Source organism: Allosphingosinicella sp. (assembly GCF_036387615.1).
Lineage (GTDB): Bacteria > Pseudomonadota > Alphaproteobacteria > Sphingomonadales > Sphingomonadaceae > Allosphingosinicella.
The window spans coordinates 77,187-97,025 of record NZ_DASVTH010000031.1; the positions used below are offsets into that span (position 1 = coordinate 77,187).

20 protein-coding genes, 1 tRNA gene and 1 pseudogene are annotated in these 19,839 nt (G+C 65.2%); 9 read left to right on the top strand and 13 right to left on the bottom strand.

Annotation, left to right across the window (positions count from 1 at the left end):
• The first annotated feature begins 15 nt into the window (after positions 1-15).
• Positions 16-714: a pirin family protein gene (locus tag VF631_RS05980; RefSeq protein WP_431849364.1), complete on the top strand. Its 699-nt coding sequence runs from the start codon at positions 16-18 to the stop codon at positions 712-714.
• Between the two features lie 144 nt (positions 715-858).
• Here VF631_RS05980 and VF631_RS05985 read toward each other — a convergent pair whose 3' ends face one another.
• Together VF631_RS05985 and VF631_RS05990 are read right to left on the bottom strand one after the other, a co-directional pair.
• Complete coding sequence (locus VF631_RS05985; RefSeq protein ID WP_431849365.1) at positions 859-1,815, bottom strand: isopenicillin N synthase family dioxygenase; 957 nt, start codon at positions 1,813-1,815, stop codon at positions 859-861.
• 252 nt (positions 1,816-2,067) lie between these two features.
• Entirely contained in the window at positions 2,068-2,682 is a 615-nt protein-coding gene (locus VF631_RS05990; RefSeq protein WP_431849366.1) for a DNA-3-methyladenine glycosylase family protein, read from the bottom strand.
• Positions 2,683-2,772: 90 nt separating this feature from the next.
• Between VF631_RS05990 and VF631_RS05995 the strand changes: the two genes are divergently transcribed.
• Both VF631_RS05995 and VF631_RS06000 read left to right on the top strand, forming a co-directional pair.
• Positions 2,773-3,090 carry a 2Fe-2S iron-sulfur cluster-binding protein gene (locus VF631_RS05995; protein ID WP_431849367.1) on the top strand — a complete coding sequence of 106 codons (318 nt, stop codon included), beginning with the start codon at positions 2,773-2,775 and terminating at the stop codon, positions 3,088-3,090.
• A 66-nt stretch (positions 3,091-3,156) separates the two neighbouring features.
• Positions 3,157-4,080: a glutaminase gene (locus VF631_RS06000; protein WP_431849368.1), complete on the top strand. Its 924-nt coding sequence runs from the start codon at positions 3,157-3,159 to the stop codon at positions 4,078-4,080.
• Positions 4,081-4,183: 103 nt separating this feature from the next.
• On the opposite strand, the gene VF631_RS06005 is transcribed toward VF631_RS06000, so the two are convergent.
• A complete protein-coding gene (locus VF631_RS06005) occupies positions 4,184-5,788 on the bottom strand; it encodes an amidohydrolase (protein ID WP_431849369.1) in 1,605 nt (534 codons plus the stop codon).
• Positions 5,789-5,919: 131 nt separating this feature from the next.
• Here VF631_RS06005 and VF631_RS06010 point away from each other — a divergent pair, with 131 nt between their 5' ends.
• From VF631_RS06010 to VF631_RS06025, 4 genes are all read left to right on the top strand, one after another.
• Positions 5,920-8,544, top strand: coding sequence for a M1 family metallopeptidase (locus tag VF631_RS06010; RefSeq protein ID WP_431849370.1), 2,625 nt, complete (start codon positions 5,920-5,922; stop codon positions 8,542-8,544).
• Positions 8,545-8,651: 107 nt separating this feature from the next.
• Complete coding sequence (locus VF631_RS06015) at positions 8,652-10,094, top strand: cytochrome ubiquinol oxidase subunit I (RefSeq protein WP_431849371.1); 1,443 nt, start codon at positions 8,652-8,654, stop codon at positions 10,092-10,094.
• Positions 10,094-11,095: a cytochrome d ubiquinol oxidase subunit II gene (gene cydB / locus VF631_RS06020; RefSeq protein WP_431849372.1), complete on the top strand. Its 1,002-nt coding sequence runs from the start codon at positions 10,094-10,096 to the stop codon at positions 11,093-11,095. The genes VF631_RS06015 and cydB overlap by 1 nt, the downstream gene beginning before the upstream one ends.
• On the top strand, positions 11,085-11,204 hold the full coding sequence (locus VF631_RS06025) for a DUF2474 family protein (protein ID WP_431849373.1): 120 nt from the start codon (positions 11,085-11,087) through the stop codon (positions 11,202-11,204). Before cydB ends, VF631_RS06025 begins: the two co-directional genes overlap by 11 nt.
• A 7-nt stretch (positions 11,205-11,211) precedes the next feature.
• Here the strand turns inward: VF631_RS06025 and VF631_RS06030 are convergent, their stop codons facing one another.
• The 3 genes from VF631_RS06030 to VF631_RS06040 are packed head-to-tail and all read right to left on the bottom strand — an operon-like array spanning position 11,212 to position 13,759.
• Positions 11,212-12,117 (bottom strand): NAD-dependent epimerase/dehydratase family protein, encoded by a 906-nt coding sequence (locus VF631_RS06030; protein WP_431849374.1) that lies wholly within the window; start codon positions 12,115-12,117, stop codon positions 11,212-11,214.
• Positions 12,118-12,124: 7 nt separating this feature from the next.
• A complete protein-coding gene (gene obgE, locus VF631_RS06035) occupies positions 12,125-13,156 on the bottom strand; it encodes a GTPase ObgE (protein WP_431849375.1) in 1,032 nt (343 codons plus the stop codon).
• An 18-nt stretch (positions 13,157-13,174) separates the two neighbouring features.
• Entirely contained in the window at positions 13,175-13,759 is a 585-nt protein-coding gene (locus VF631_RS06040) for a TetR/AcrR family transcriptional regulator (protein WP_431849376.1), read from the bottom strand.
• Positions 13,760-13,802: 43 nt separating this feature from the next.
• Here VF631_RS06040 and VF631_RS06045 point away from each other — a divergent pair, with 43 nt between their 5' ends.
• The gene (locus VF631_RS06045) at positions 13,803-14,636 is read left to right on the top strand and encodes a metal-dependent hydrolase (protein WP_431849377.1); all 834 of its coding nucleotides are present in this window, start codon (positions 13,803-13,805) and stop codon (positions 14,634-14,636) included.
• Positions 14,637-14,813: 177 nt separating this feature from the next.
• On the opposite strand, the gene VF631_RS06050 is transcribed toward VF631_RS06045, so the two are convergent.
• From VF631_RS06050 to hspQ, 4 genes and pseudogenes are all read right to left on the bottom strand, one after another.
• Positions 14,814-15,389: a GNAT family N-acetyltransferase gene (locus VF631_RS06050; protein WP_431849378.1), complete on the bottom strand. Its 576-nt coding sequence runs from the start codon at positions 15,387-15,389 to the stop codon at positions 14,814-14,816.
• A gap of 166 nt (positions 15,390-15,555) precedes the next feature.
• Complete coding sequence (rpmA, locus tag VF631_RS06055; RefSeq protein ID WP_431849379.1) at positions 15,556-15,828, bottom strand: 50S ribosomal protein L27; 273 nt, start codon at positions 15,826-15,828, stop codon at positions 15,556-15,558.
• Positions 15,829-16,072: 244 nt separating this feature from the next.
• Positions 16,073-16,405, bottom strand: a pseudogene (rplU, locus tag VF631_RS06060) (50S ribosomal protein L21); the annotation flags it as partial.
• A gap of 109 nt (positions 16,406-16,514) precedes the next feature.
• A complete protein-coding gene (gene hspQ / locus VF631_RS06065; RefSeq protein ID WP_431849380.1) occupies positions 16,515-16,889 on the bottom strand; it encodes a heat shock protein HspQ in 375 nt (124 codons plus the stop codon).
• Positions 16,890-17,032: 143 nt separating this feature from the next.
• Between hspQ and VF631_RS06070 the strand changes: the two genes are divergently transcribed.
• Positions 17,033-17,122: transfer RNA gene (locus VF631_RS06070), tRNA-Ser, on the top strand.
• Positions 17,123-17,465: 343 nt separating this feature from the next.
• On the opposite strand, the gene VF631_RS06075 is transcribed toward VF631_RS06070, so the two are convergent.
• The 3 genes from VF631_RS06075 to VF631_RS06085 all read right to left on the bottom strand — a co-directional run.
• Positions 17,466-18,578 (bottom strand): sensor histidine kinase, encoded by a 1,113-nt coding sequence (locus VF631_RS06075; protein WP_431849381.1) that lies wholly within the window; start codon positions 18,576-18,578, stop codon positions 17,466-17,468.
• A complete protein-coding gene (locus VF631_RS06080) occupies positions 18,575-19,102 on the bottom strand; it encodes a thermonuclease family protein (RefSeq protein ID WP_431849382.1) in 528 nt (175 codons plus the stop codon). The genes VF631_RS06075 and VF631_RS06080 overlap by 4 nt, the downstream gene beginning before the upstream one ends.
• A gap of 486 nt (positions 19,103-19,588) precedes the next feature.
• Positions 19,589-19,839, bottom strand: a 251-nt coding sequence (locus VF631_RS06085; protein WP_431849383.1) for a DUF4424 family protein, incomplete at its 5' end; no start/stop codon positions are given.

A 19,839-nucleotide genomic window follows, 5' to 3' on the forward strand; every position in this document is an offset into this window, starting at 1 on the left:
GGAAAGGAGGATAAGATGATCGACGTGAGACCCTTCCGCACGCTCGGCGCTGCCGACCATGGTTGGTTGAATGCGCGCCATCACTTCTCGTTCGCCAATTACTACGATCCGTCCCGCATGAGCTGGGGCGCGATCCGGGTGTGGAACGATGACGAGATCGCCGCCAAGTCCGGCTTTCCGCCTCACCCGCACGACAATATGGAGATCATCACCTACGTCCGTAAAGGCGCTATCACCCACCAGGACTCGATGGGTAATCAGGGCCGCACGGAAGCCGGAGACGTTCAGGTGATGAGCGCGGGCACGGGCGTTCGCCACGCCGAATATAATCAGGAGGACGAGCAGACCACGCTTTTCCAAATTTGGGTGATGACCGACAAGCGCAACGCGGAGCCGAGCTGGGGCGCCAAGAAGTTCCCGAAGGGCGCCCGCGCGGGCAGCTTCATCACACTCGCCAGCGGGTTCGAGGGCGACGCCGACGCACTCAAGATCAACGCCGCCGCGCGCGTGCTCGGCGCCACGCTAAGTCAGGGGGAGGCTGCCGAGCTCCAGCTCGAGCCCAGCCGCCACGTCTACCTGGTCGCGGTGGGCGGCGCGATCGAGGTGAACGGCAAACGCGCCGAGCCCCGCGACGGCGTCGCGATCACCGGCGAGCAGCGAGTCACGATCAAGGCCATCGCCGATGCCGAGATCGTGCTGGTCGACGCACGGTGAGTCACGATCCTCCCCGGGACGGGGAGGGGGACCCGCCGCAAGCTGGTGGAAGGGGCTTCGAGACCCGCAGTGCGCGTGAAGGGCCCCCTCCACCACGCCGCTTCGCGTCGCGGTCCCCCTCCCCTTACCGGGAGGATCTAAAACTCAGATCAGTTTGATCTCGCGAAGGCGCTGCATGAGGAAATCGTGGGAGCTGATCGGCTCTGGGTAACGGTTCGGGTTTTCGGCCGTGACGCAGTTCGGCAGCGTCTCGATCACATAATCCGGCGCAAAGTGCAGGAAGAAGGGGGTCGAGTAGCGGGAGAAGCCCCGCCGCTCGGCCGCGGGATTGACGACCCGGTGCGAGGTGGACGGCAGCACGTGGTTGGTGAGGCGCTGCAGCATGTCGCCGATATTGACCACCAGCGCGCCCGGCGGCGGGTTGATCGGCAACCAGCGCCCGTCGCGGTCGAGCACCTCCAGTCCCGCTTCCTCAGCGCCCAGCAGCAGGGTGATGGTGTTGATGTCCTCATGCGCGCCCGCCCGGACGCCCGGCGCGTCCGCCGGAACGGGAGGATAATGGAGCAGGCGCAGCACGCTGTTTCCGTCCTTCACCGTCGGCTCGAAGAAGCCGTCCTCCAACCCGAGGTCGCGGGCGATGGCGCGCAGCACCTTGCCGCCCATCGCGTCCAGCGCATCGTAAAGCGCCAGCAGCTTATCGCGAAAGTCGCCGATCTCGGCCGGCCAGACATTGTCCGCCATAACCGCTCGAAACGGATGCCCCTCCGGCAGTTCGCGGCCGACGTGCCAGAATTCCTTGAGGTCGACGTGGCTGCCGCCCTTTGCGGTCTCGATGCCGAATGGGGTGTATCCCCTAGCCCCGCCGCCGCCAGGCATGTGGTAGCGCCGCTTCACTTCGTCCGGCAGCGCGAAGAACGCCTTTGTGCGGTCGATCGCCTCTTCGATGACCGGTTCGTCGAGCCCGTGATCGGATAAGACGGCGAAGCCGTAGCGCCTGAAGGAGCCGCCCAGCGCTTCGGCGAAATCGGCAAAGTCCAGGTCGTAGCGCGACATGGAGACCGGCTCGATCCCCGGCAGAAGGGCGGCGGCGGAAGTCGACATAAGCGTTCCCTTCGAAGCAGCGGCAGGCGCCGTGCGGTCCGGCTGCCGGATACCCACTGGGTCCGGGCGGTGCAACTGGACCGCTCGATCACGTCTCCTCGGTTTGTGACACTTTTTTTACCTTTTGTTTCACTTCCCCTGTTCTGCGCAGTTGCGGCATGCTATGCGCAAAACCGCAGGTGTTCGAACTCGACTCAATGTTCGGATCGGGCCCGCTTTACTTTGAATTGACTTGGGCTGGCGCGTCGCGCGTCAGAGCACGGGAGTGTTGTAGTGATGCCAAGCGAAAATGGCAGCGGCGCCGCGATGCGGTCTCCAGGCCTCGGCAAGATCGCGCAGCCGTCCCTCGCCGGGCTTTTCGGGCAGAGCAAGAATGCGGCCGATCTGGATCTGAACGGCGAGGTCGCCCGCGGGCCAGATATCAGGGCGTCCTTCGGCGAACAGCAAGTAGATCTCGGCGGACCATCTTCCTATGCCTTTGACGGCCACAAGCTGAGCTATCGCGGCCTCGTCAGCTTCAGCTAAGTTCTCGAGATCCAGCCGGCCGGACAGCACCTCTTCGGCCAGGCTGCGCGCATAGCTTGCTTTCTGCCGGGACAAGCCTGCAGAGCGAAGCTGCTCGTCGGTTGCGGCCAGGATGCCGGCGGGCGAGGGCTCTCCGACAATCGCCAGCAGCTTGCTCCACAAGGCCGCGGCCGCCTTGACGCTGACTTGCTGGCCGACGATCGTGCGCAGCAGCGTCAGGAAACCTCGCTCTGCGCTCCGCGGCTCCGGATTGCCCGCTTGCCCGAGCGCCGCGGCAAAGGCCGGCTCGCGGCGGGCAAGCTCGTCCAGCGAGGCCTTGAGCTCACCGGCCGCTATTCCCATGCTCCGTCCACCCGCTTGAATCGAAGCGGGCCGCCTAGCATATCGCGCCCGGCTCGCACTCCCGTTTTCAATCCCGAAGGACCTACCCCGATGGCCAACCTGACCGTCGTCACGCGTGACGGCACCGAAAAGAGCGTTCGGGGCGAGGAGGGCCTGTCGGTCATGGAAGTGATCCGCGACAACGGCTTCGACGAGTTGCTTGCGCTGTGCGGCGGCTGCTGCTCGTGCGCCACCTGCCATGTTCATGTCGACGAGGAATGGCTCGGCGCGCTACCCCCGATGAGCGAGGACGAGGACGACCTGCTCGACAGTTCGGACGCGCGCCAGGCGAACAGCCGCTTGTCGTGCCAGCTTCGCTTCACGGCCGCCTTGGACGGCATGCGAGTCCAGATCGCGCCGGAAGATTGAGTTCGCCTTTCAAAGCCGGAGCCCGGCGCTAAGCAGAGGCGTCAAACAGGACAGAGAGGCAGCGCGATGGATTTACAGAAGCTTGTCGACGACGTTCTGAAAGACGTGGAAGTCTATCGCGGGCATGGCGAGGTCGCCTCGTACATCCCGGCGTTGAAAGCCGTTGATCCACGCAAGCTGGGCATTGCCGTCGCGGCGGAGGACGGATCGGTTTATTGCGCCGGAGACGCCGAAGAGCCTTTTTCGATCCAGAGCATTTCCAAGGTCTTCATGCTCAACCTCGCGCTCGACCACGTCGGTGCGACGCTGTGGAACCATGTCGGGCGGGAGCCGTCGGGCTCGCCCTTCAATTCGATCGTCCAGCTCGAGGCGGAGAAGGGCAAGCCGCGCAATCCGCTGATCAATGCCGGCGCGATCGTGGTTTGCGACAATGTCATGAACCACGGCACCGCCGATGAGGCAGTATCGGAGATCCTGGACTTCATGCGCGAGCGGGCCGGCGACGCCAGCGTCGCGATCGACGCGAATGTGGCGCAGTCGGAGAACCAGGCCGGGTTTCTCAATCGCAGCCTCGCTTACTTCGTCTCCGCGTTCGGCAATCTGCGCAATCCCGTCGAGGACGTGCTTTCCATCTACTTTCGCCAATGCGCCATCGCGATGAGCTGTCGGCAATTGGCCCGGGCGGCGCTTTACCTCGCCTTTGACGGCAACGATCCGGTCACCCGCGACGCCGTTACCATCTCCTCCCGCGCGCGGCGGATCAACGCGCTGATGCTGACCTGCGGCCACTATGACAATAGCGGCGACTTTGCCTACCGGATCGGGCTGCCCGGCAAGAGCGGCGTCGGCGGCGGCATCCTGACGGTGGTGCCCGGCTTCGGCACGGTCGTGGTCTGGTCGCCAGGGCTCAATTCGGCCGGCACCTCGCTTGCCGGCGCCGCTGCGCTGGAAAAGATGGTCGAGCGCACCGGCTGGTCGGTGTTCGTCTAACTTCCCGTCATTCCCGCGAAGGCGGGAATCCCGCTTCTTGTTGGTATGCAGGAGGAAGCGGGACCCCCGCCTTCGCGGGGGTGACGGGGTAGTAGCAGAGGGGTCAGTCCACAGCCGCTGGAGACGTTTCCGCAGGTGCTTGCTCCAGCATCGGGAATTTGATCCCGAGCTGATCGAGGTAGGTCGGGTAGCGGGCGGGATCGTAGTAAAATTTGCTGAGCTCGGGCTTGAAGCGGGCCATGATCTGCGCGTTCTTTTCGATTGGCGGTTTGTCCGCAGCCCCGATCATGGGGGCGTATTTCTGGTCTTTGGTCTGCACGTTGACGAAGTAATCCTTCGCCGCCTGCCTGAGCTTGGGCTGGGTGAGCAGGTCTAGCGTCGTCATCGCGACCACCTTGGCGCCCGCGACCACGCCCTTGTGCGCGATCGGCGTCGCCATCGCGATCGCGTTGGACCAGTTGTGGCCGGGCAGTTCGGGTATGTTGGACGGGTAACGGATGGTGATCGTCGGCACGACCCAGGAGACGTCGCCGATATCATCCGAGCCGCCGCTCTTGGGCTCGGCCGCCGGCGGCTCCAGCTTGCTGAGCTTGGTTGCGAGCCCCTCCTGCTTCTTGGAAGCGACGTTCTTCTGGACGAGTTTGGCGAAGGCCTGCTCGCCATCGGTCCAGCGCGGCAGGCCCACCGCCTGGATGTTGGCCTGGGCCGCCTCGGCCAGCGGCCGGTTGAAGTGGCGCGGCGCGGCGGTGCCGACGATGCGGCGCTTGACGGTCGTGCCGCTCATTCGCGCTGCGCCCTCGGCTATTTCGTTGCCGAGTTCGAAATTGCTGCGGATGCCGGCGAAATCCTGCTCGCGGAAGTAATACCAAACGGTCGCCAGCGACGGCACGACATTGGGCTGGTCGCCGCCGTCCGTAATGACATAGTGGGAGCGTTGCTCGGGCCGCAGATGCTCGCGGCGCATGTTCCAGCCGATGTTCATCAGCTCGACCGCGTCCAGCGCGGAGCGGCCGCGCCACGGCGCGCCGGCGGAATGCGCGCTTTCGCCGCTGAACGTATATTCGACCGAGACCAGGCCGGTGCCGTTCGATTGTCCCCAGGCGGTCTCGAGATTGTCGCCGACATGGGTGAACAGGACGGCGTCGACAATCTTGAACAGGCCGTCGCGCACGAAATAGGCCTTGGCGGCGACCAGCTCTTCGGCGACACCCGGCCAGAGCATCAGCGTGCCTGCGATCTTGTCGCGCTGCATGAGCTCCTTGACCGCGAGCGCGGCGACGATGTTGACCGCTTGGCCGCTATTGTGCCCCTCACCATGGCCCGGCGCTCCCTCCACGAGCGGCTCGCGCCACGGCACGCCGGGCTTTTGCGACGCCTTGGGAATGCCGTCGATGTCGCTGCCGAGCGCGATCACCGGCCCGCCGGCGCCCTGGCTCCATCGCGCGACCCAGGCGGTGGGAAGGCCGGAGGTGCCGCGTTCGATCGTGAAGCCGTTCTTCTCGAGCAGCTCGGTCAGGTAACGCGCGGTCTCCACCTCCTGGAAGCCAAGCTCGCTGAAGCTGAATAGCGAATCGTTGATCTCCTGGGCAAGCTTGGCTCGGCTCTCGACGCCCCGCGTCGCCTGCGCTTTCAGCCCGGACGGAGCCGCCGCCGCGGGAGCTGCGCTCATCAGCGCGACCATGGCGACCACAATTCCTGCTGTTTTCATCGTCTTGTTCTCCGATCCGGTGAGATCATGGGCGATCGACGCGCGGGACGCCAGCGGGAGCCGTCGCACCCCGTCCGTCTGGCGAATGCCGGCGATCTGGCGTAGCCTGCGCCAAACAAGCGGGGGTGAGCATGGCACGGCTTTCTGTTCATATCGCGGCTGCTTTGTTCGCGCTGTCGAGCACCACCGCGGTCGCGCAAACCGCGCCACCTGGCGAACTGTCGAACGATGCTCGTCCGCTCAGCTACCGGATCGATCTGACGGTCGATCCCTCCAAGGAGCGCTTCTCCGGCAAGTCGACGATCGAGATCCAGGTCACGCGCGCGACCGATACGCTGTTCCTGCACGGCAACGAGCTCAAGGTGACGCGGGTGCAGGCGGCGAGGGGACGGGCAGCGCCGATCTCGGCCGCCTACTCGCAGCCGCTGACCACCGGCGTCGCACAGCTCAAGTTCGCGCGGCCGCTGACGCCGGGGCGCTACACGCTCAGCTTCGATTACGACGCCCCCTTCCGGACGGGGGCCGAGGGCCTTTACCACGTGAAGGTCGGCGAGGACTGGTATGCCTGGACCCAGATGGAGCCGCTCGATGCGCGGCGCATGTTCCCGTCCTTCGACGAGCCGCGCCACAAGGTGCCGTTCACGACCAGCATTACCGCGCCGGCTGGGCAGAAAGCCTATGCCAACACGCCGCTGGTGCGCTCTACCCCCGCCGCGGGCGGGATGGTGCGCCACGAGTTTGCGCCGTCCAAGCCGCTGCCAACTTACCTGGTCGCGATCGCGGTCGGGCCGTTCGACGAAGCTACGGCGACCGTTCCGGCCAATGCGGTTCGCCGGACCCCGCTGACGCTGCGCCATATCGCAACCAAGGGCCAGGCGCCGCGCCTCGGCTACGCCCTGGCCGAGACACCGCGCATCCTGAGCATGCTCGAAGATTATTTCGGCATCGCCTATCCGTACGAGAAGCTCGATCAGATCGCCTCTCCAATCATGGGCGGAGCGATGGAGAATGCCGGGCTCATCACCTATGACGACACTCTGCTTCTCCTCGACAAGGATGCGCCGCCGAGCCAGCAGCGCGGCTTCGGCAACGTCGTCGCGCATGAGCTCGCCCACCAATGGTTCGGCAATCTCGTCACGCCACGCTGGTGGGACGATATCTGGCTGAACGAGAGCTTCGCCAGCTGGATGGGCGACAAGGTCGGATCGCAATGGCGTTCCGATCTCGGCATCGCGGGCAACCAGCTCCAAGGCGCACTTGGTGCGATGAACGGCGATTCGCGCGCGGTCGGCAGACCGATCCGCCAGCCGATCGCGCGCAACGAGGACGTCAACAGCGCTTTCGACGGCATCACCTACGCCAAGGGCGGGCAGGTGCTCGAGATGATGGAGGCCTATCTCGGCCCGGACGTGTTTCGCCGCGGCGTACAACGGCACCTCAAGCGCTTCCCATACGGCACCGCCACGGCCGAGGACTTCTTCCAGTCGATCGGCACGGAGGCCAAGGACCCGCGCGTCATCGCCGCCTTCCAAAGCTTCGTTACCCAAAAGGGCGTGCCGCTGATCAGCGTCCGCCCGGCGGCGGGAGGCGGAGTGACGCTCTCTCAACAGCGTTATCGCCCGATCGGAGTCGAGGCGCAGGCCGGGCAGCGCTGGCTGGTGCCGGTCTGCCTCCGAGGCGCGACTGGCCGGCAATGCACCTTGCTGACGGAGGCCTCTGGGACCGTGCGTACCCCCGGAGCCGGTTGGGTGATGCCGAATGCCGGAGCGGCGGGCTATTATCGCTTCGATCTCGACCAGGCCGGATGGGAGCGGCTGATCGCCGCCGCGCCGCAGCTCACCGGCGACGAAGCGATGGCGCTGGCGGACAGCGCCTATGCCTCGTTCGCCGCTGGCCGGACCAGCTTCGTCCAGGTGCTGGCGGCCGCGCGCGCACTGAGCAGCCATCCCGAGCGCCTTGCTGCCGTCTACATTCCCGGCCAGCTGACCGGCCTTGAAGAGACGGTGCTGAACGAGACTGACCGCAAGGCCTATCAAGCGCTGATGCGCGATCTCTTCGCGGCGCGACTTACCGGCCTCGGCCTGGATCTCAGGCGCGGAGCCTATGCAAAGGACGGGGCGGAACGACGGCAGCTTCGCCAGACGCTGCTCGGCTATGTCGCCGGCGAGGGCCGCGACCCGGCTTTGCGGGCGCAACTGATCGCAGCCGCCGAAGCCTCACTCGCCGGAGATGAGGGTGCGCTCGATCCCTCGTTTCGTGCCCTTGCCTTTGCGGTCGCCGTGGAAGACCGCGGCGAGCCCTTCATGAACCGGCTGCATGAGCAACTGATAGGATCGCAGGATCCGCTGTTCCGCCGCAATGCCGCTGCCGCGCTTGGCACGTCCAATCCGGCCCTGACGACGCGCGTACTGGCCCTCTCGCGCGATACGCGGTTGCAGAACCTGGAGCGGCTGACGATCCTGTTCGGATTGTTGCAGACTGCCGGAACGCGCGATGCCGCGTTCGCCCATGTAATCGGCAATTTCGAGGAGCATCAGAAGCTCACGACCGGCTTCGGAAACGCGCTGCTCGGAATCGGCTCGGGCTATTGCAGCGCGGCGAAGGCGGACGAGGTCGACGCGGCGCTCAGGCCACGCCTGGCCAGCGTCGGAGGCGGCGAGCTCGACCTCGACCGCTCGCTCGGAGCGATCCGGCAGTGCGCCGCTCTAAAGGCCGAGAAGGGGGCGGAGATCAGCGCCGCGCTCGCGGGGGGATGATTGCATTTTGTGCAAGCAGCTACCCATAAATTGTATCCGGAGTTGAGGCCCGAGTAAGCGCCTGAGTTCCTACATCAATCTTGCCATCGGGGAGCCCGGCAAGAATCATGACGGACGGCGACACCGCACTGCTGCTGGCGCGAATCCAGTTCGCGTTCACGATCAGCTTTCACTTCATTTTCCCGGCTTTCTCGATCGGGCTGGCGAGTTATCTCGCCGTGCTGGAAGCGCTCTGGCTGAAAACCGGCCGCGAGGTGTTCCTCAACCTCTTCAAATACTGGCTGAAGATTTTCGCCATCGCCTTTGCCATGGGCGTCGTCTCGGGATTGGTGATGACCTACCAGTTCGGCACCAACTGGTCGGTCTTCTCCGACCGCGCGGGACCGATCATCGGCCCGCTCATGGCCTATGAAGTGCTGACCGCCTTCTTCCTGGAAGCAGGCTTTCTAGGTGTCATGCTGTTCGGGCTCGATCGCGTCGGCAAGAAGCTCCACTTCCTGGCCACCTGCATGGTCGCGGTCGGCACCGCCATCTCCGCCTTCTGGATCCTGAGCGTCAACAGCTGGATGCACACGCCGGTCGGCTGGGCGCTGAACGCGCAGGGGCAGTTCGTGCCGGCCGCGCCGTGGATCGAAATCATCTTCAATCCCAGCTTCCCGTACCGGCTCGTTCACACCGTTATCGCCGCGTATCTGACCACCGCGCTGGTGGTTGGCGGGGTGGGGGCCTGGCACCTCCTGCGCGGGCAGAAGAACGAGGGCGTGCGCACCATGTTCTCAATGGCGATGTGGATGGCTGCGATCGTCGCGCCGATCCAGATCGTAGTCGGCGACTTCCATGGCCTCAACACGCTGGAGCACCAGCCCGCCAAGGTGATGGCGATGGAAGGCCATTACGAGAACCACCCGGATGGCGCGCCGCTCGCTTTATTCGGAATCCCCGACGATGACGAAGAGCGGCTGAAATATGCGCTGGAGATCCCGAAACTCTCGTCGCTGATCCTGAAGCACGAGCTCGATGCGCCGATGCAGGGCCTGAAAAGCATCCCCAAGGCCGAGCGGCCGCCCGCGGAGATCATTTTCTGGTCGTTCCGGGTGATGGTTGGCCTGGGCTTCCTGATGCTCGGGCTGGGCCTCTGGAGCCTGCTTGCACGGTTCCGCAAGCGGCTGTTTGACTGGACCTGGCTGCACCGCTTCGCGCTTGCGATGGGCCCGGCCGGGTTCGTCGCGGTCATCGCCGGCTGGATCACCACCGAAGTCGGCCGCCAGCCCTGGGTGATCTACGGTCTGATGCGCACGGCGGAGGCCCGCGCGCCGATCGCCGCGCCGGCGGTCGCGACGTCGCTTGCGGTCTTCGTCATCGTTTACTTCATCGTGTTCGGCATCGGCACGCTCTACATCCTGCGGCTGATGCACCATGCGCCGCACCATGGCGAGACGAGCCCGGCCCAGGCGCCGATCCGCACCGCGGGTATCACGCCTTCAACCTCGATGCGCCGCCCGCCCGGTGGCGCGGATGAGCGGCCGGACCTGACCGAGGAGGCGCAGTGATGGACCTGACGATCGTCTGGGCGCTGATCCTCGCCTTCATCGTCGCCATGTACGTCGTGATGGACGGGTTCGATCTTGGCATCGGCATCCTGTTCCCGCGCTTTGCCGTCGGCAAGGAGCGCGACATGGCGATGAACAGCGTGGCGCCGATTTGGGACGGGAACGAGACCTGGCTGATCCTCGGCGGCAACGGGCTCTTTGCCGCTTTCCCGATCGCTTATGCGATCATCCTGCCGGCGCTGTATGCGCCGCTGATCGCGATGCTGCTCGGCCTGATCTTTCGGGGAGTCGCGTTCGAGTTTCGTTGGCGCGATCCCGGTCATCGGCGGTGGTGGGACGCCGGCTTCTTTCTCGGCTCGCTGGTCGCGACCTTGGCGCAAGGCATCACGCTTGGAGCGCTCCTGCAAGGCATCACGATCGAAGGGCGTGCTTATGGCGGCGGCTGGTGGGATTGGCTGACGCCGTTCAGCCTGCTGGTCGGCGCAAGCATCGTGGTCGGCTACGCGCTGCTCGGCGCCTGCTGGCTGGTGTGGAAGACGGAAGGACCGCTTCACGATCAGGCACGGCGCTACGCCTTGTACCTGCTGCCCGCCCTGCTCGTCGCATTTGGCGCGGTCAGCCTCGCGACGCCGTTCCTCGAAGGAAAATATTACGAGCGCTGGTTCGAAACTCCTGGTTTGTACGTCGCAGTGCCGATGCCGCTGCTGGTGCTGGTGACGGCCTGGGGCGCGTGGCGCGCGCTGCGGCAGGGGCGAGATCATGCGCCATTCCTGTGGGTACTGGGTCTGTTCGGCTTGTCGCTGCTTGGGTTGGGCGTCTCGATCTGGCCGGATGTGATCCCCGGGCGGGTGTCGATCTGGCAGGCGGCCGCGCCCTATGACAGCCAGCTCTTCATGCTGGTCGGATCGGCGGTGCTGATCCCGCTCATCCTCGCCTACACCGCCTGGTCCTATTACGTGTTCCGCGGGAAGGTCGGTGATGAAGGTTATCATGAACATTGAAGCGCCCGGCCCGCTCTGGCGCAGGCTCGCCTGGTTTGTCGGGCTGTGGGCCGCGAGCGTCGCAGCGCTCGCGGTCGTTGCTTATCTGATCAGGAGCGTGATCGCCTAACGGGGGATCAAAGCCAGCCTTGCAAGCGGTACCATTCCGCGGTCGCCTTGAGCGCCGTGGGAGTTCGAACCTGCGGGGCCCACACATCGGGCGGGGGGCGCCGCTCCGGCCGGACCACCCAGTCGGGATGGCAGAAATAGCTAACCCGGTCCGCCGTCAGCTTGGCGCGGTCGCGGCGAACCAGCCGGTCGATCCCGGCCGCGCCCTTCAGCACCAGCTTCGGCAGCGCAACCGTCGTGGCGCGCTTGCCGTAAAGGCGCCCTAAGGTCCGCGCGAAGTGCCGGTTTCCCCAGCCGTCTTCGCGCCCGTCATCGGGCTCGTAGGTGGCACCGACGGTCTCGGGCGCGTCGATCACGGCCAGCATGAGGCCGCACAGATCCTCCACGTGAATGACGGAGAAGCGGCCCTTCGGCGGCAGTGCGACGAAGCCGCGCTTGGCCATCCGGAACAGCTCCAGCGTCTCGCGGTCGCCGGGGCCGAACACGGCCGGCGGGCGGATGATGGTCCAGTCGAGACCGGAGTCGGCGACGATCCGCTCCGCCTCGGCCTTGGACCAGCCATAGTCGGACAGGTCGGGCTCCCGCGCCGCGAGGGACGAGATGTGGATGAAGCGAGGCACCTCCGCGTTGCGCGCGGCATCGAGCAGAGTGGCCGTGCCCCGTGCGTTGACCGCCTCGAATGCCTGGCGGCTGCCGCTGATCAAGCCCGCGATATGGATGACTGCGTCGGCGCCTTCGACAAGCCGGGCCAGGCTGTCCGGTCGGTCGAGCGCGCCCTCGACCCAGCTGATCCCGGCCTCGTTCGCCCGCGGTGTCCGGGTCAGCGCCCGCACCTGATGCCCGGCGATCAGCGCCGCGCGGAGCAGATGCTCCCCAACGAACCCGGTTCCGCCCGTGATCGCGAGCACGGCCATCAGCGTTTCACAACGGCGACCATTCGGGCGCCTCTTCCGCTTGCACGGCCTTTGCCGGCCCAAGCTTCTCTAGAATCGCGTCCAGCACCTCGGTCGAGCCCTGTCCGGTCGCGCCGGAGAGGCGCAGGGGAGGGTGCCCGCACGCCTCCTCCAGCTCAGCGGCGAGCGCGTCCACAAGCTCCTCGTCCAGCGTGTCGATCTTGTTGAGGGCGACCACCTCCGCCTTCTCGGACAGGTCGGCTCCATAGGCGTCGAGCTCGCCGCGCACTGTCAGGTAATCGTTGGCGACATCCTCACCATTGGCGTCGACCAGGTGAAGCAGCACCCGGGTGCGCTCGACATGGCCGAGGAAACGGTCGCCGATGCCGGCGCCCTCGGCCGCGCCCTCGATCAGGCCGGGAATATCGGCCAACACGAACTCGCGCTGGCGATGCCGGACGACCCCGAGTTGCGGGTGCAAGGTCGTGAACGGATACGCGCCGACCTTTGCCTGCGCGTTGGTGACCTGGTTGAGAAAGGTCGACTTGCCTGCATTGGGCAACCCGACCAGCCCCGCATCGGCGAGCAGCTTGAGCCGGAGCCACACCCACATCTCTTCCGCAGGCCAGCCGGTGCCGTGCTGGCGCGGCGCGCGATTGGTCGAAGTCTTGTAGCTGGCGTTGCCCCGGCCGCCGTCGCCGCCGCGCAGGAATATCTGGCGCTGCCCGGGCTCGGTGAAGTCGGCGAGGACGTGCTCCTTGTCCTCGGACAGGATCTGGGTGCCGACCGGGACCTTGATGACCAGATCGTCGCCGCCGGCGCCTGTCTGGTTCTGCCCCGCGCCGCCCTTTCCGCGCGGCGCCTTGAAGTGTTGCGTGTAGCGAAAGTCAATGAGGGTGTTCAGGCCCGGCTCGGCGACGAAGACGATGTCACCACCCTTGCCGCCATTGCCGCCGTCGGGCCCGCCATATTCGATGAACTTCTCGCGCCGAAAGCTGACGGCGCCCGGGCCGCCTCCGCCGGACTTCAGGTAAATCTTCGCTTGGTCGAGGAAATGCATGGGCTGGACTTAGGAGGCTCAGTCCGGCTTCGCTACCCCGGCGGCACGGATCAGCTGCTCGCGGGCAAGCTCGCGCGCCTTCTCGCGCGGCAAACCGAGCGCGGTCGCCATTGGGCCCCCAAGCAGCGAGTCGCCCAATGCGGCGAGGACGAGCCACAGGGTGGTCTCGTGCACCGGGCGATCCTCGTGCCCCTCGCCAAGCTGGTCGACGAGGTCATGAATCGACTCCAGGATCGGGTTCAGCGCGTCGCGATTGCCGGAAATGATCATCCAGGCTGCAAGTGCACCCGCCCCTTCCTGATCGAACGCGTCGAAGGTGCGATGGACGATCTCGCGCGGGTCCGTCTCGCCCTTGCGCGCCCGCTCCACCGCTTCGGCGATACCAGCCGTCACCCGGTCGCCGATATGCCGGGCGAGCTCGGCCTGCAGCCCCGCCGCCGAGCCGAAATGATGAAGGAGGTTGGCGTGCGTCTTGCCGATTTCCGCGCTCACGGCCTTCAAAGTCACGGCCTGCGGGCCCGCCTCGATCAATAAGCGGCGAGCGGCTTCCAGCGCCTGCGACCGGCTTTGTTCAGGGCTTAGGCGGGCACGTACTATTGACATCGATGTCAGTATGTTCCAGTCGGGGAGGACCGGGAGATACAGCATGGCGCGCGAAACGACACCCTCCGACCTCACCATCACGCCCCGCGACCGCCGCTTCGGCCGGGGCGACCGCACCGAGCGCTGGTGGATGGGCGGGGATCCTGTGGCAACCGCACTTTACAACGCGCTTTCGGCGACCTTCCCGAAGGGCGAGGCCTTCTTCGTCGAGAGCGTGCGCAAGTTCCGCGACGGCGCCGATCCTAAGCTGGCGGGCGAGATCAAAGCCTTCGTGACGCAAGAGGTGATGCACAGCCGTGAGCACGTCGCCTTCAACAAGCGCGCGCATGAGGCGGGCTACGACCTGTCTCCGCTCGAGCACCGCGTCGACTGGCGCTTGGATTTCGTCCGGTCCAAGCCGCCGATCGCGAGCCTCGCCGCGACCATGGCGCTGGAGCACTTCACCGCCATCCTCGCGCACGAGCTGCTCCGCGATCCACGGCATCTTGCGCAGGCGGATGCGGAATCGGCCGCTTTGTGGCGCTGGCACGCGATCGAGGAGATCGAGCATAAGGGCGTCGCCTACGACACCTGGCTGCATGCAACGCGGGACTGGCCGCGGCGCAAGCGTTGGCAGGTCAAGGCCAAGGTGATGCTGCTCGTCACCCGCAATTTCCTGGTCGACCGCACGATCGGTGCGCTCGAGCTGCTTCGCCAGGACGGCCTTACCGGCCCCAAGGTCTGGGCGAAGCTGTTCTGGTTCGCGTTCGGCCGGCCGGGGATGATGCGCAAGGTGTTCGCCGCCTGGGCGAGCTTCTTCATGCCGCGCTTCCACCCCTGGAACCACGACGACCGCGCGTTGATTGCGAGTGCGGAGCGGAAGCTCGCACTGGCTTAGCCCCTCTCCCATTTCGGGAGAGGGAGGGGCCCGCTCGCGAAGCGAGTGGGAGGGTGAGGGTTCGGAGGTTTGCGGCGAACCTCAGCCGCTGTCACCCTCACCCAGCTCCGCCTAAGCTCGCGAAAGAGGCTCGCTAAGGCTGCGCAACCCTCTCCCCTAAAGGGAGAGGGGCATGAATCAGGCCGCCACCATCTCCGATGCGTTCTCGAAAGCGAGGTGGCTTGCCGCCTCCTCCTGCAGGCCGAAGTCGAGCTCGAACAGGCGACTGAGGGCCGGCTCACCCCGGCCGACGCTGAAGCGGGGTGCGATCACGCCAGTGGGTCGAAAGCCAAGCTTCTCCAGCACCCGTCCGGAGGCTGGATTGTCGAGGAAGTGCCCGGCGTGGAGGCGCGGTAGGCGGAGGCTGTCCCTGGCCAGCTTGATCACCGCGCGTCCCGCTTCGGTTGCATAGCCGCGACCCCAGAAAGGCCGCGCAATCCAGTAGCCGAACTCGCGGTTGCCATCCGGCGTCCGCCCGAAACCGATCGAGCCGACCAGCCGGGTCTCGCCCGGCATTCTCCGGAAAATCAGGAAATTTCCGTGATCCGGCTTTCGCTCGGTCGCGAGAAACGCCACCGCGTCCTCGAGGCGGTAGGGCCACGGCGCGCTGGCGAGATTGCGGATGACACGCTCGTCGGCGATCCCGTCGAACAGGGCAGGGGCGTCCTCCGCCCAGCCCGGCCTCAGCAGCAGTCTCTCGGTCCTCGCGAACACCGCACTTCCCCTTGGCTCTGCGTCGCCATGCCGTTCCTGTTTACGGGCCGGCGACAGTTTCGAGGGAGAAATGAAAAAGGGAGAGGGGGCGGCCCCCTCTCCCTCTTGATGGTTCTCTGCTGAGATCCCGAGGGGCCGTCCCTTTGCGGACGACCCTGATCGTCCGCTATTCCGCCGCTTCTGTGGTAGGCATGTCCACGCACACGAACTTGCGGCCGAGCTTGCCATCTCGGAACGCGACGCGGCCGTCGGTCAGCGCGAACAGGGTATGATCCTTGCCCATGCCAACGCCGGCGCCCGGATAATATTTCGTGCCGCGCTGACGCACGATGATGTTGCCGCCCACGACGCTCTCGCCGCCGAACTTCTTCACTCCCAGGCGACGGCCGGCCGAGTCACGACCGTTGCGCGATGAACCGCCTGCTTTCTTATGTGCCATCTCGAACTGCCTTCGTGTCTTCGATTACTTATTCGGAATCGTTCTTAGACGAAACCGGGCTGTCTGTCATCGGGCTCTCTGCACCGTCTACCTTCAGCGGCTCGGCGATATGCGCTTCGGTGTCGGCCGGCGCCGCGGGAGCCTTGGCGGCACGCCTCTTGGGAGCCTTGGCTTCGGGAGCGGTGTCGACCGGGGTCGCCGCAGCCTGCTGCTCAGGCGTAACCTGCTGCTCGGGCGCGGGCTGTGCCTCGGCAGCAGCCGGGGCACGCTCGATCTTGTGATCGCCGATCGCGGTAATGCGCAGGATCGTGTGCTGCTGACGATGACCGTTCTTGCGGCGGTAATTGTGCCGGCGCCGCTTCTTGAACACGATCACCTTCTCGGCCTTGGCCTGGGCGATGATCTCGGCAGAAACGGTCAGCCCATCGGTCGACTGCAGGTCCGAACCGCTGCCCGCAAGCAGCACGTCGCCCAGCGACACGGTCTCGCCCGCCTCGCCGGCGAGCTTTTCAACGACGATCTTGTCTCCGGGGGCAACGCGATACTGCTTGCCGCCCGTGCGCACGACTGCGAACATGGCTTAACCTATACCTTTATGCTGTCCACGCGTTCACGGCCACGGCCAACCCCGCGCGGGAAACCGGGCTGCTACATGGGGGCGGGAAGAGTGTCAACATTGCCGCCGGTCAATGGCGATGCTCGCGCCTCAGCTGATAACGGCCCCCGGTGAAATCGGTAAAGATGCCGGAGATCGCCGGGTGATCGATCGGCCCGCCTTCATCGTCCGCAAGCAGATTCTGCTGGCTGACATAAGCAACGTAGCTGCTTTCCGAGTTCTCTGCGAGCAGGTGATAGAAGGGCTGGTCCTTACGAGGCCGGATTTCCTCCGGGATCGCCTGGTACCATTCCTCGGAATTGGCGAAGACGGGGTCGACATCGAAGATCACACCGCGGAATTCGAACAAGCGGTGTCGAACCACATCGCCGATCGAGAAGTGCGCGTGCGCGATCGGCGGGGCGGAAACGGGGTCGGCCGCGAACGGCATGTCATGGCGTGGCATATCGCTCTCCAATTTAGGGCCAAACGCGCGGGGAGCAAGGAAGGGCGCTCCCGATGCACTTGCGCGATGCTCCGCCGGTGGTTTAGAGCGCCCGCCTCATCGACCCGCCCCGCTGCTCGCGGGGCTTCGGACCGATCTCGTGCGGAGAGGTGGCAGAGTGGTCGAATGCGGCGGTCTCGAAAACCGTTGTGCGGGCAACCGTACCGAGGGTTCGAATCCCTCCCTCTCCGCCATTACCTGTCCATCACCGTCCATTCCTGACCTTAGAAACCTATGTTTTCCGAAACCTGTGCCGATCAGCGAGCCGAGGCAGATGCCGTCGATCAATTTTCTCTTTGAAAAGAAAATGAGCAGGAGCGGACCCCAGGAAAAAACCTGAAGAAACGACGACAGGGTGGTTGTGAACGGAACCGACCCGCTGCGCACCGCTGCCTCACCAACACGATCGCATTCGCGACCACGACAAACTCTTGTTAGCCCAGGAAATGTTGATCCAGGTCACTCCAGCCGCTTTCTAGCACGGGAAACAGAACACCGGGTCTGACCCGTGGTCGACCTCCCGCAATCCGACCCATCCTACCGGCACGTCGTAAAAGGAAAGCGGATTGCGGCTCGGTAGCCGTCATTCGTGGGCCCAGCGACCAGCTTACCCCGGACGCCATAGCGATTTCGCAGGCGTTCCCGGGTGTTGTTGATCCCGATGCCGGTGCTGTGGCGTGACGGCAAGTGACCCGGGACCGCCGGGTCGCCGAAGCTGGCGCTGTTGGTCACCGTCAGCACCAACTCGCGATCCTCGCGCACGGCCGCCACGGTGACATGGGCAGGACCCTTCACTAGCGACACTCCGTGCTTGATCGCATTCTCCACAAAGGGCTGGAGGATAAAGCTGGGCACAGCGGCGTCGACCGTGTCAGGCGCGACGTCGATGTCGATCTCGAGCCGCTCCCCAAAGCGCGTCGCCTCGATGCTGAGATAGGCGTCGATCGCGTCAATCTCCTGGCACAGCGGGACGTCTGCCATCGGGTCTGCGTTCAGCGAGCCGCGAAGAAAGTCGCACAAGCGCCCCATCATCTCCTCCGCCTCGCTTTTGCGATCGAGCGCGACGAGACTAGAGATCGAATTCATCGTGTTGAAAAGGAAGTGCGGGTTGAGCTGAAGCCGCAGAGCCGCCGACTGCGCCCTAGCCGCCGCCGCTTCGGCCTCGGCCGCGCGCGCCGCATTGACTTCGGCCGACCGGCTGGCCCGCGCGGCCCACAGCAAGGTCAGGGCCAGACAGAAGGTCCACAGGTTGAGCACGCCGGCGGTTGAGATTCGCTGCGGAGTGATTTGGAGTGCCCACGTCTGCCAGGTCGGAAAGAACGCGAGCGCCACGTAGCGCGTCCAGTAAAGATCGAACAGCGCTTGAACTGCGGTTGCGCTCAAGGTCGCAAGCAGCAGCAGAGACGCGCGAACAGTCCAACGGAACCGCTCCATGCGCGCCCTTAGCATATCGATCGCTTCGGTCTGACAGACGCCCAGCACCAGCATTGGTATCGACGCCACCAGGCTCATTCCTGGCGCGGACCGGTTGACCAGAAACGCGACGATGTCGACCAGCACGTAGCCGAAGAACCAGATGACGATGGCGGGACCGACAGCTGTGCTCCACAGCTTGACCCGCACTCGTTCGAGGAGATCGGCGCTGTTCAACTGCGACGGCCGGGAATGCAGCGCAGCAGCCGCCCTTCGGCGTCGAATTCAGGCCAGCGCACGGCTGCTCCCATCTTCACCAGTTCGCAATTGACGTCGACGCCTGTGAGGTTGGTGCAGAAGGCGTCGACGCGGTCGCGGTAGCCGTCGCGCGACAAACAGTTCATGCGGGCGCCTGCAACGCGAGTGAGCACCGCCCTCGCTTCCTGCCAGTTCATCTCCGGACAGCCTTGCGCGATACGGCAATTCCCGTCCCCGTCGCGCGCTTCTATGCCGCGCAGCCGCACCTGAACCTGCCGGCCCGATTGATCTTGTTCCTCACAGATTACCGGGCCGTCTCCGTCCATCACCTTGACCACCGTGCACGGAAACCGGCGGCCGGTGGAGGTGTCGACCGTTTCTATTCCGGGTCTGCCCAACATGCTGGCCGCGATGAAGACAATGGCCGCGAGGATAACCGTCGTCACCATCAGGAGATGGATATCCAAACGGCGCAGCCATGTTTCGGTAAGTGTCTGAGCCACTCCTGCCCCCATCCGCCTGTGGTACCGAGCCCCCGCCGATCATCGTAAGCGTGAACGTCAAAGGGCTCAATATTCTCTTGCGCCCCCGATTTGTGAGGAAGCAAAGGGCCCGGCGTCGTGCGAACGGCGGTGTTTCTGGTCTTGCGACGCATGGGCGCCTTAGCCGCTAGCGCAACGCCGCTGAGGATGGCAGACTTCGGGGGCGAATGTCTTCCTTGGGTCGAAAGCGGACATTCGCGGGCGTTCCTGGCAGAGAAAAGCGCCCCAGCCGCTAAGCGACGGCGCTCCAATGTTCACCAATAGGGACGGTTGAACCGGTGCCTGGATGGCGCGACACGGCGGTGCGGCAACCCAGCCCCCGGTCACGTCAGCCGGTGAGGCGAGGCCGGTGATCGCCGCGACGCAGAAGAGAGCCTTCTTCATCGTTCCCTCGGTGGCGGAGCTTGGGTGAACGGGAGCTTGAATGCTCTCGTTGGATCGGGAGCATTACCTAACGTCAAACGGACGCACCACGAGCACGCGAAGGTCCTCGGTCGGCCGCCAATTGGCGTGTCGCACCTCGAACTGTGTTGGACTGATTCTCCGTACGCCCGTCCCGCAGAAGCTGACGATGTTGCGCGGGTCGCCCTTGTCCACAACGAGGCGGAACTTGCGAATGGGCGAGCGCCAGTTTGCTCCTGTTCGCAGTATGTAGCCGAACCGCAGCTCGCTCGGGCTGCCATTATCGCCGGCTTGGC

What these genes read in the sequence shown, in the direction of transcription:
- VF631_RS05990 (WP_431849366.1), bottom strand. Translation starts at nt 2,682, where the DNA reads ATGGGAATAGCGGCCGGTGAGCTCAAGGCCTCGCTGGACGAGCTTGCC.
- VF631_RS06045 (WP_431849377.1), top strand. Translation starts at nt 13,803, where the DNA reads ATGGCGCGCGAAACGACACCCTCCGACCTCACCATCACGCCCCGCGAC.
- VF631_RS06005 (WP_431849369.1), bottom strand. Translation starts at nt 5,788, where the DNA reads ATGAAAACAGCAGGAATTGTGGTCGCCATGGTCGCGCTGATGAGCGCA.
- obgE (WP_431849375.1), bottom strand. Translation starts at nt 13,156, where the DNA reads ATGCATTTCCTCGACCAAGCGAAGATTTACCTGAAGTCCGGCGGAGGC.
- VF631_RS06025 (WP_431849373.1), top strand. Translation starts at nt 11,085, where the DNA reads ATGAACATTGAAGCGCCCGGCCCGCTCTGGCGCAGGCTCGCCTGGTTT.
- VF631_RS06010 (WP_431849370.1), top strand. Translation starts at nt 5,920, where the DNA reads ATGGCACGGCTTTCTGTTCATATCGCGGCTGCTTTGTTCGCGCTGTCG.
- rpmA (WP_431849379.1), bottom strand. Translation starts at nt 15,828, where the DNA reads ATGGCACATAAGAAAGCAGGCGGTTCATCGCGCAACGGTCGTGACTCG.
- VF631_RS05995 (WP_431849367.1), top strand. Translation starts at nt 2,773, where the DNA reads ATGGCCAACCTGACCGTCGTCACGCGTGACGGCACCGAAAAGAGCGTT.
- hspQ (WP_431849380.1), bottom strand. Translation starts at nt 16,889, where the DNA reads ATGCCACGCCATGACATGCCGTTCGCGGCCGACCCCGTTTCCGCCCCG.
- VF631_RS06040 (WP_431849376.1), bottom strand. Translation starts at nt 13,759, where the DNA reads ATGTCAATAGTACGTGCCCGCCTAAGCCCTGAACAAAGCCGGTCGCAG.
- VF631_RS05985 (WP_431849365.1), bottom strand. Translation starts at nt 1,815, where the DNA reads ATGTCGACTTCCGCCGCCGCCCTTCTGCCGGGGATCGAGCCGGTCTCC.
- VF631_RS05980 (WP_431849364.1), top strand. Translation starts at nt 16, where the DNA reads ATGATCGACGTGAGACCCTTCCGCACGCTCGGCGCTGCCGACCATGGT.
- VF631_RS06030 (WP_431849374.1), bottom strand. Translation starts at nt 12,117, where the DNA reads ATGGCCGTGCTCGCGATCACGGGCGGAACCGGGTTCGTTGGGGAGCAT.
- VF631_RS06015 (WP_431849371.1), top strand. Translation starts at nt 8,652, where the DNA reads ATGACGGACGGCGACACCGCACTGCTGCTGGCGCGAATCCAGTTCGCG.
- cydB (WP_431849372.1), top strand. Translation starts at nt 10,094, where the DNA reads ATGGACCTGACGATCGTCTGGGCGCTGATCCTCGCCTTCATCGTCGCC.
- VF631_RS06000 (WP_431849368.1), top strand. Translation starts at nt 3,157, where the DNA reads ATGGATTTACAGAAGCTTGTCGACGACGTTCTGAAAGACGTGGAAGTC.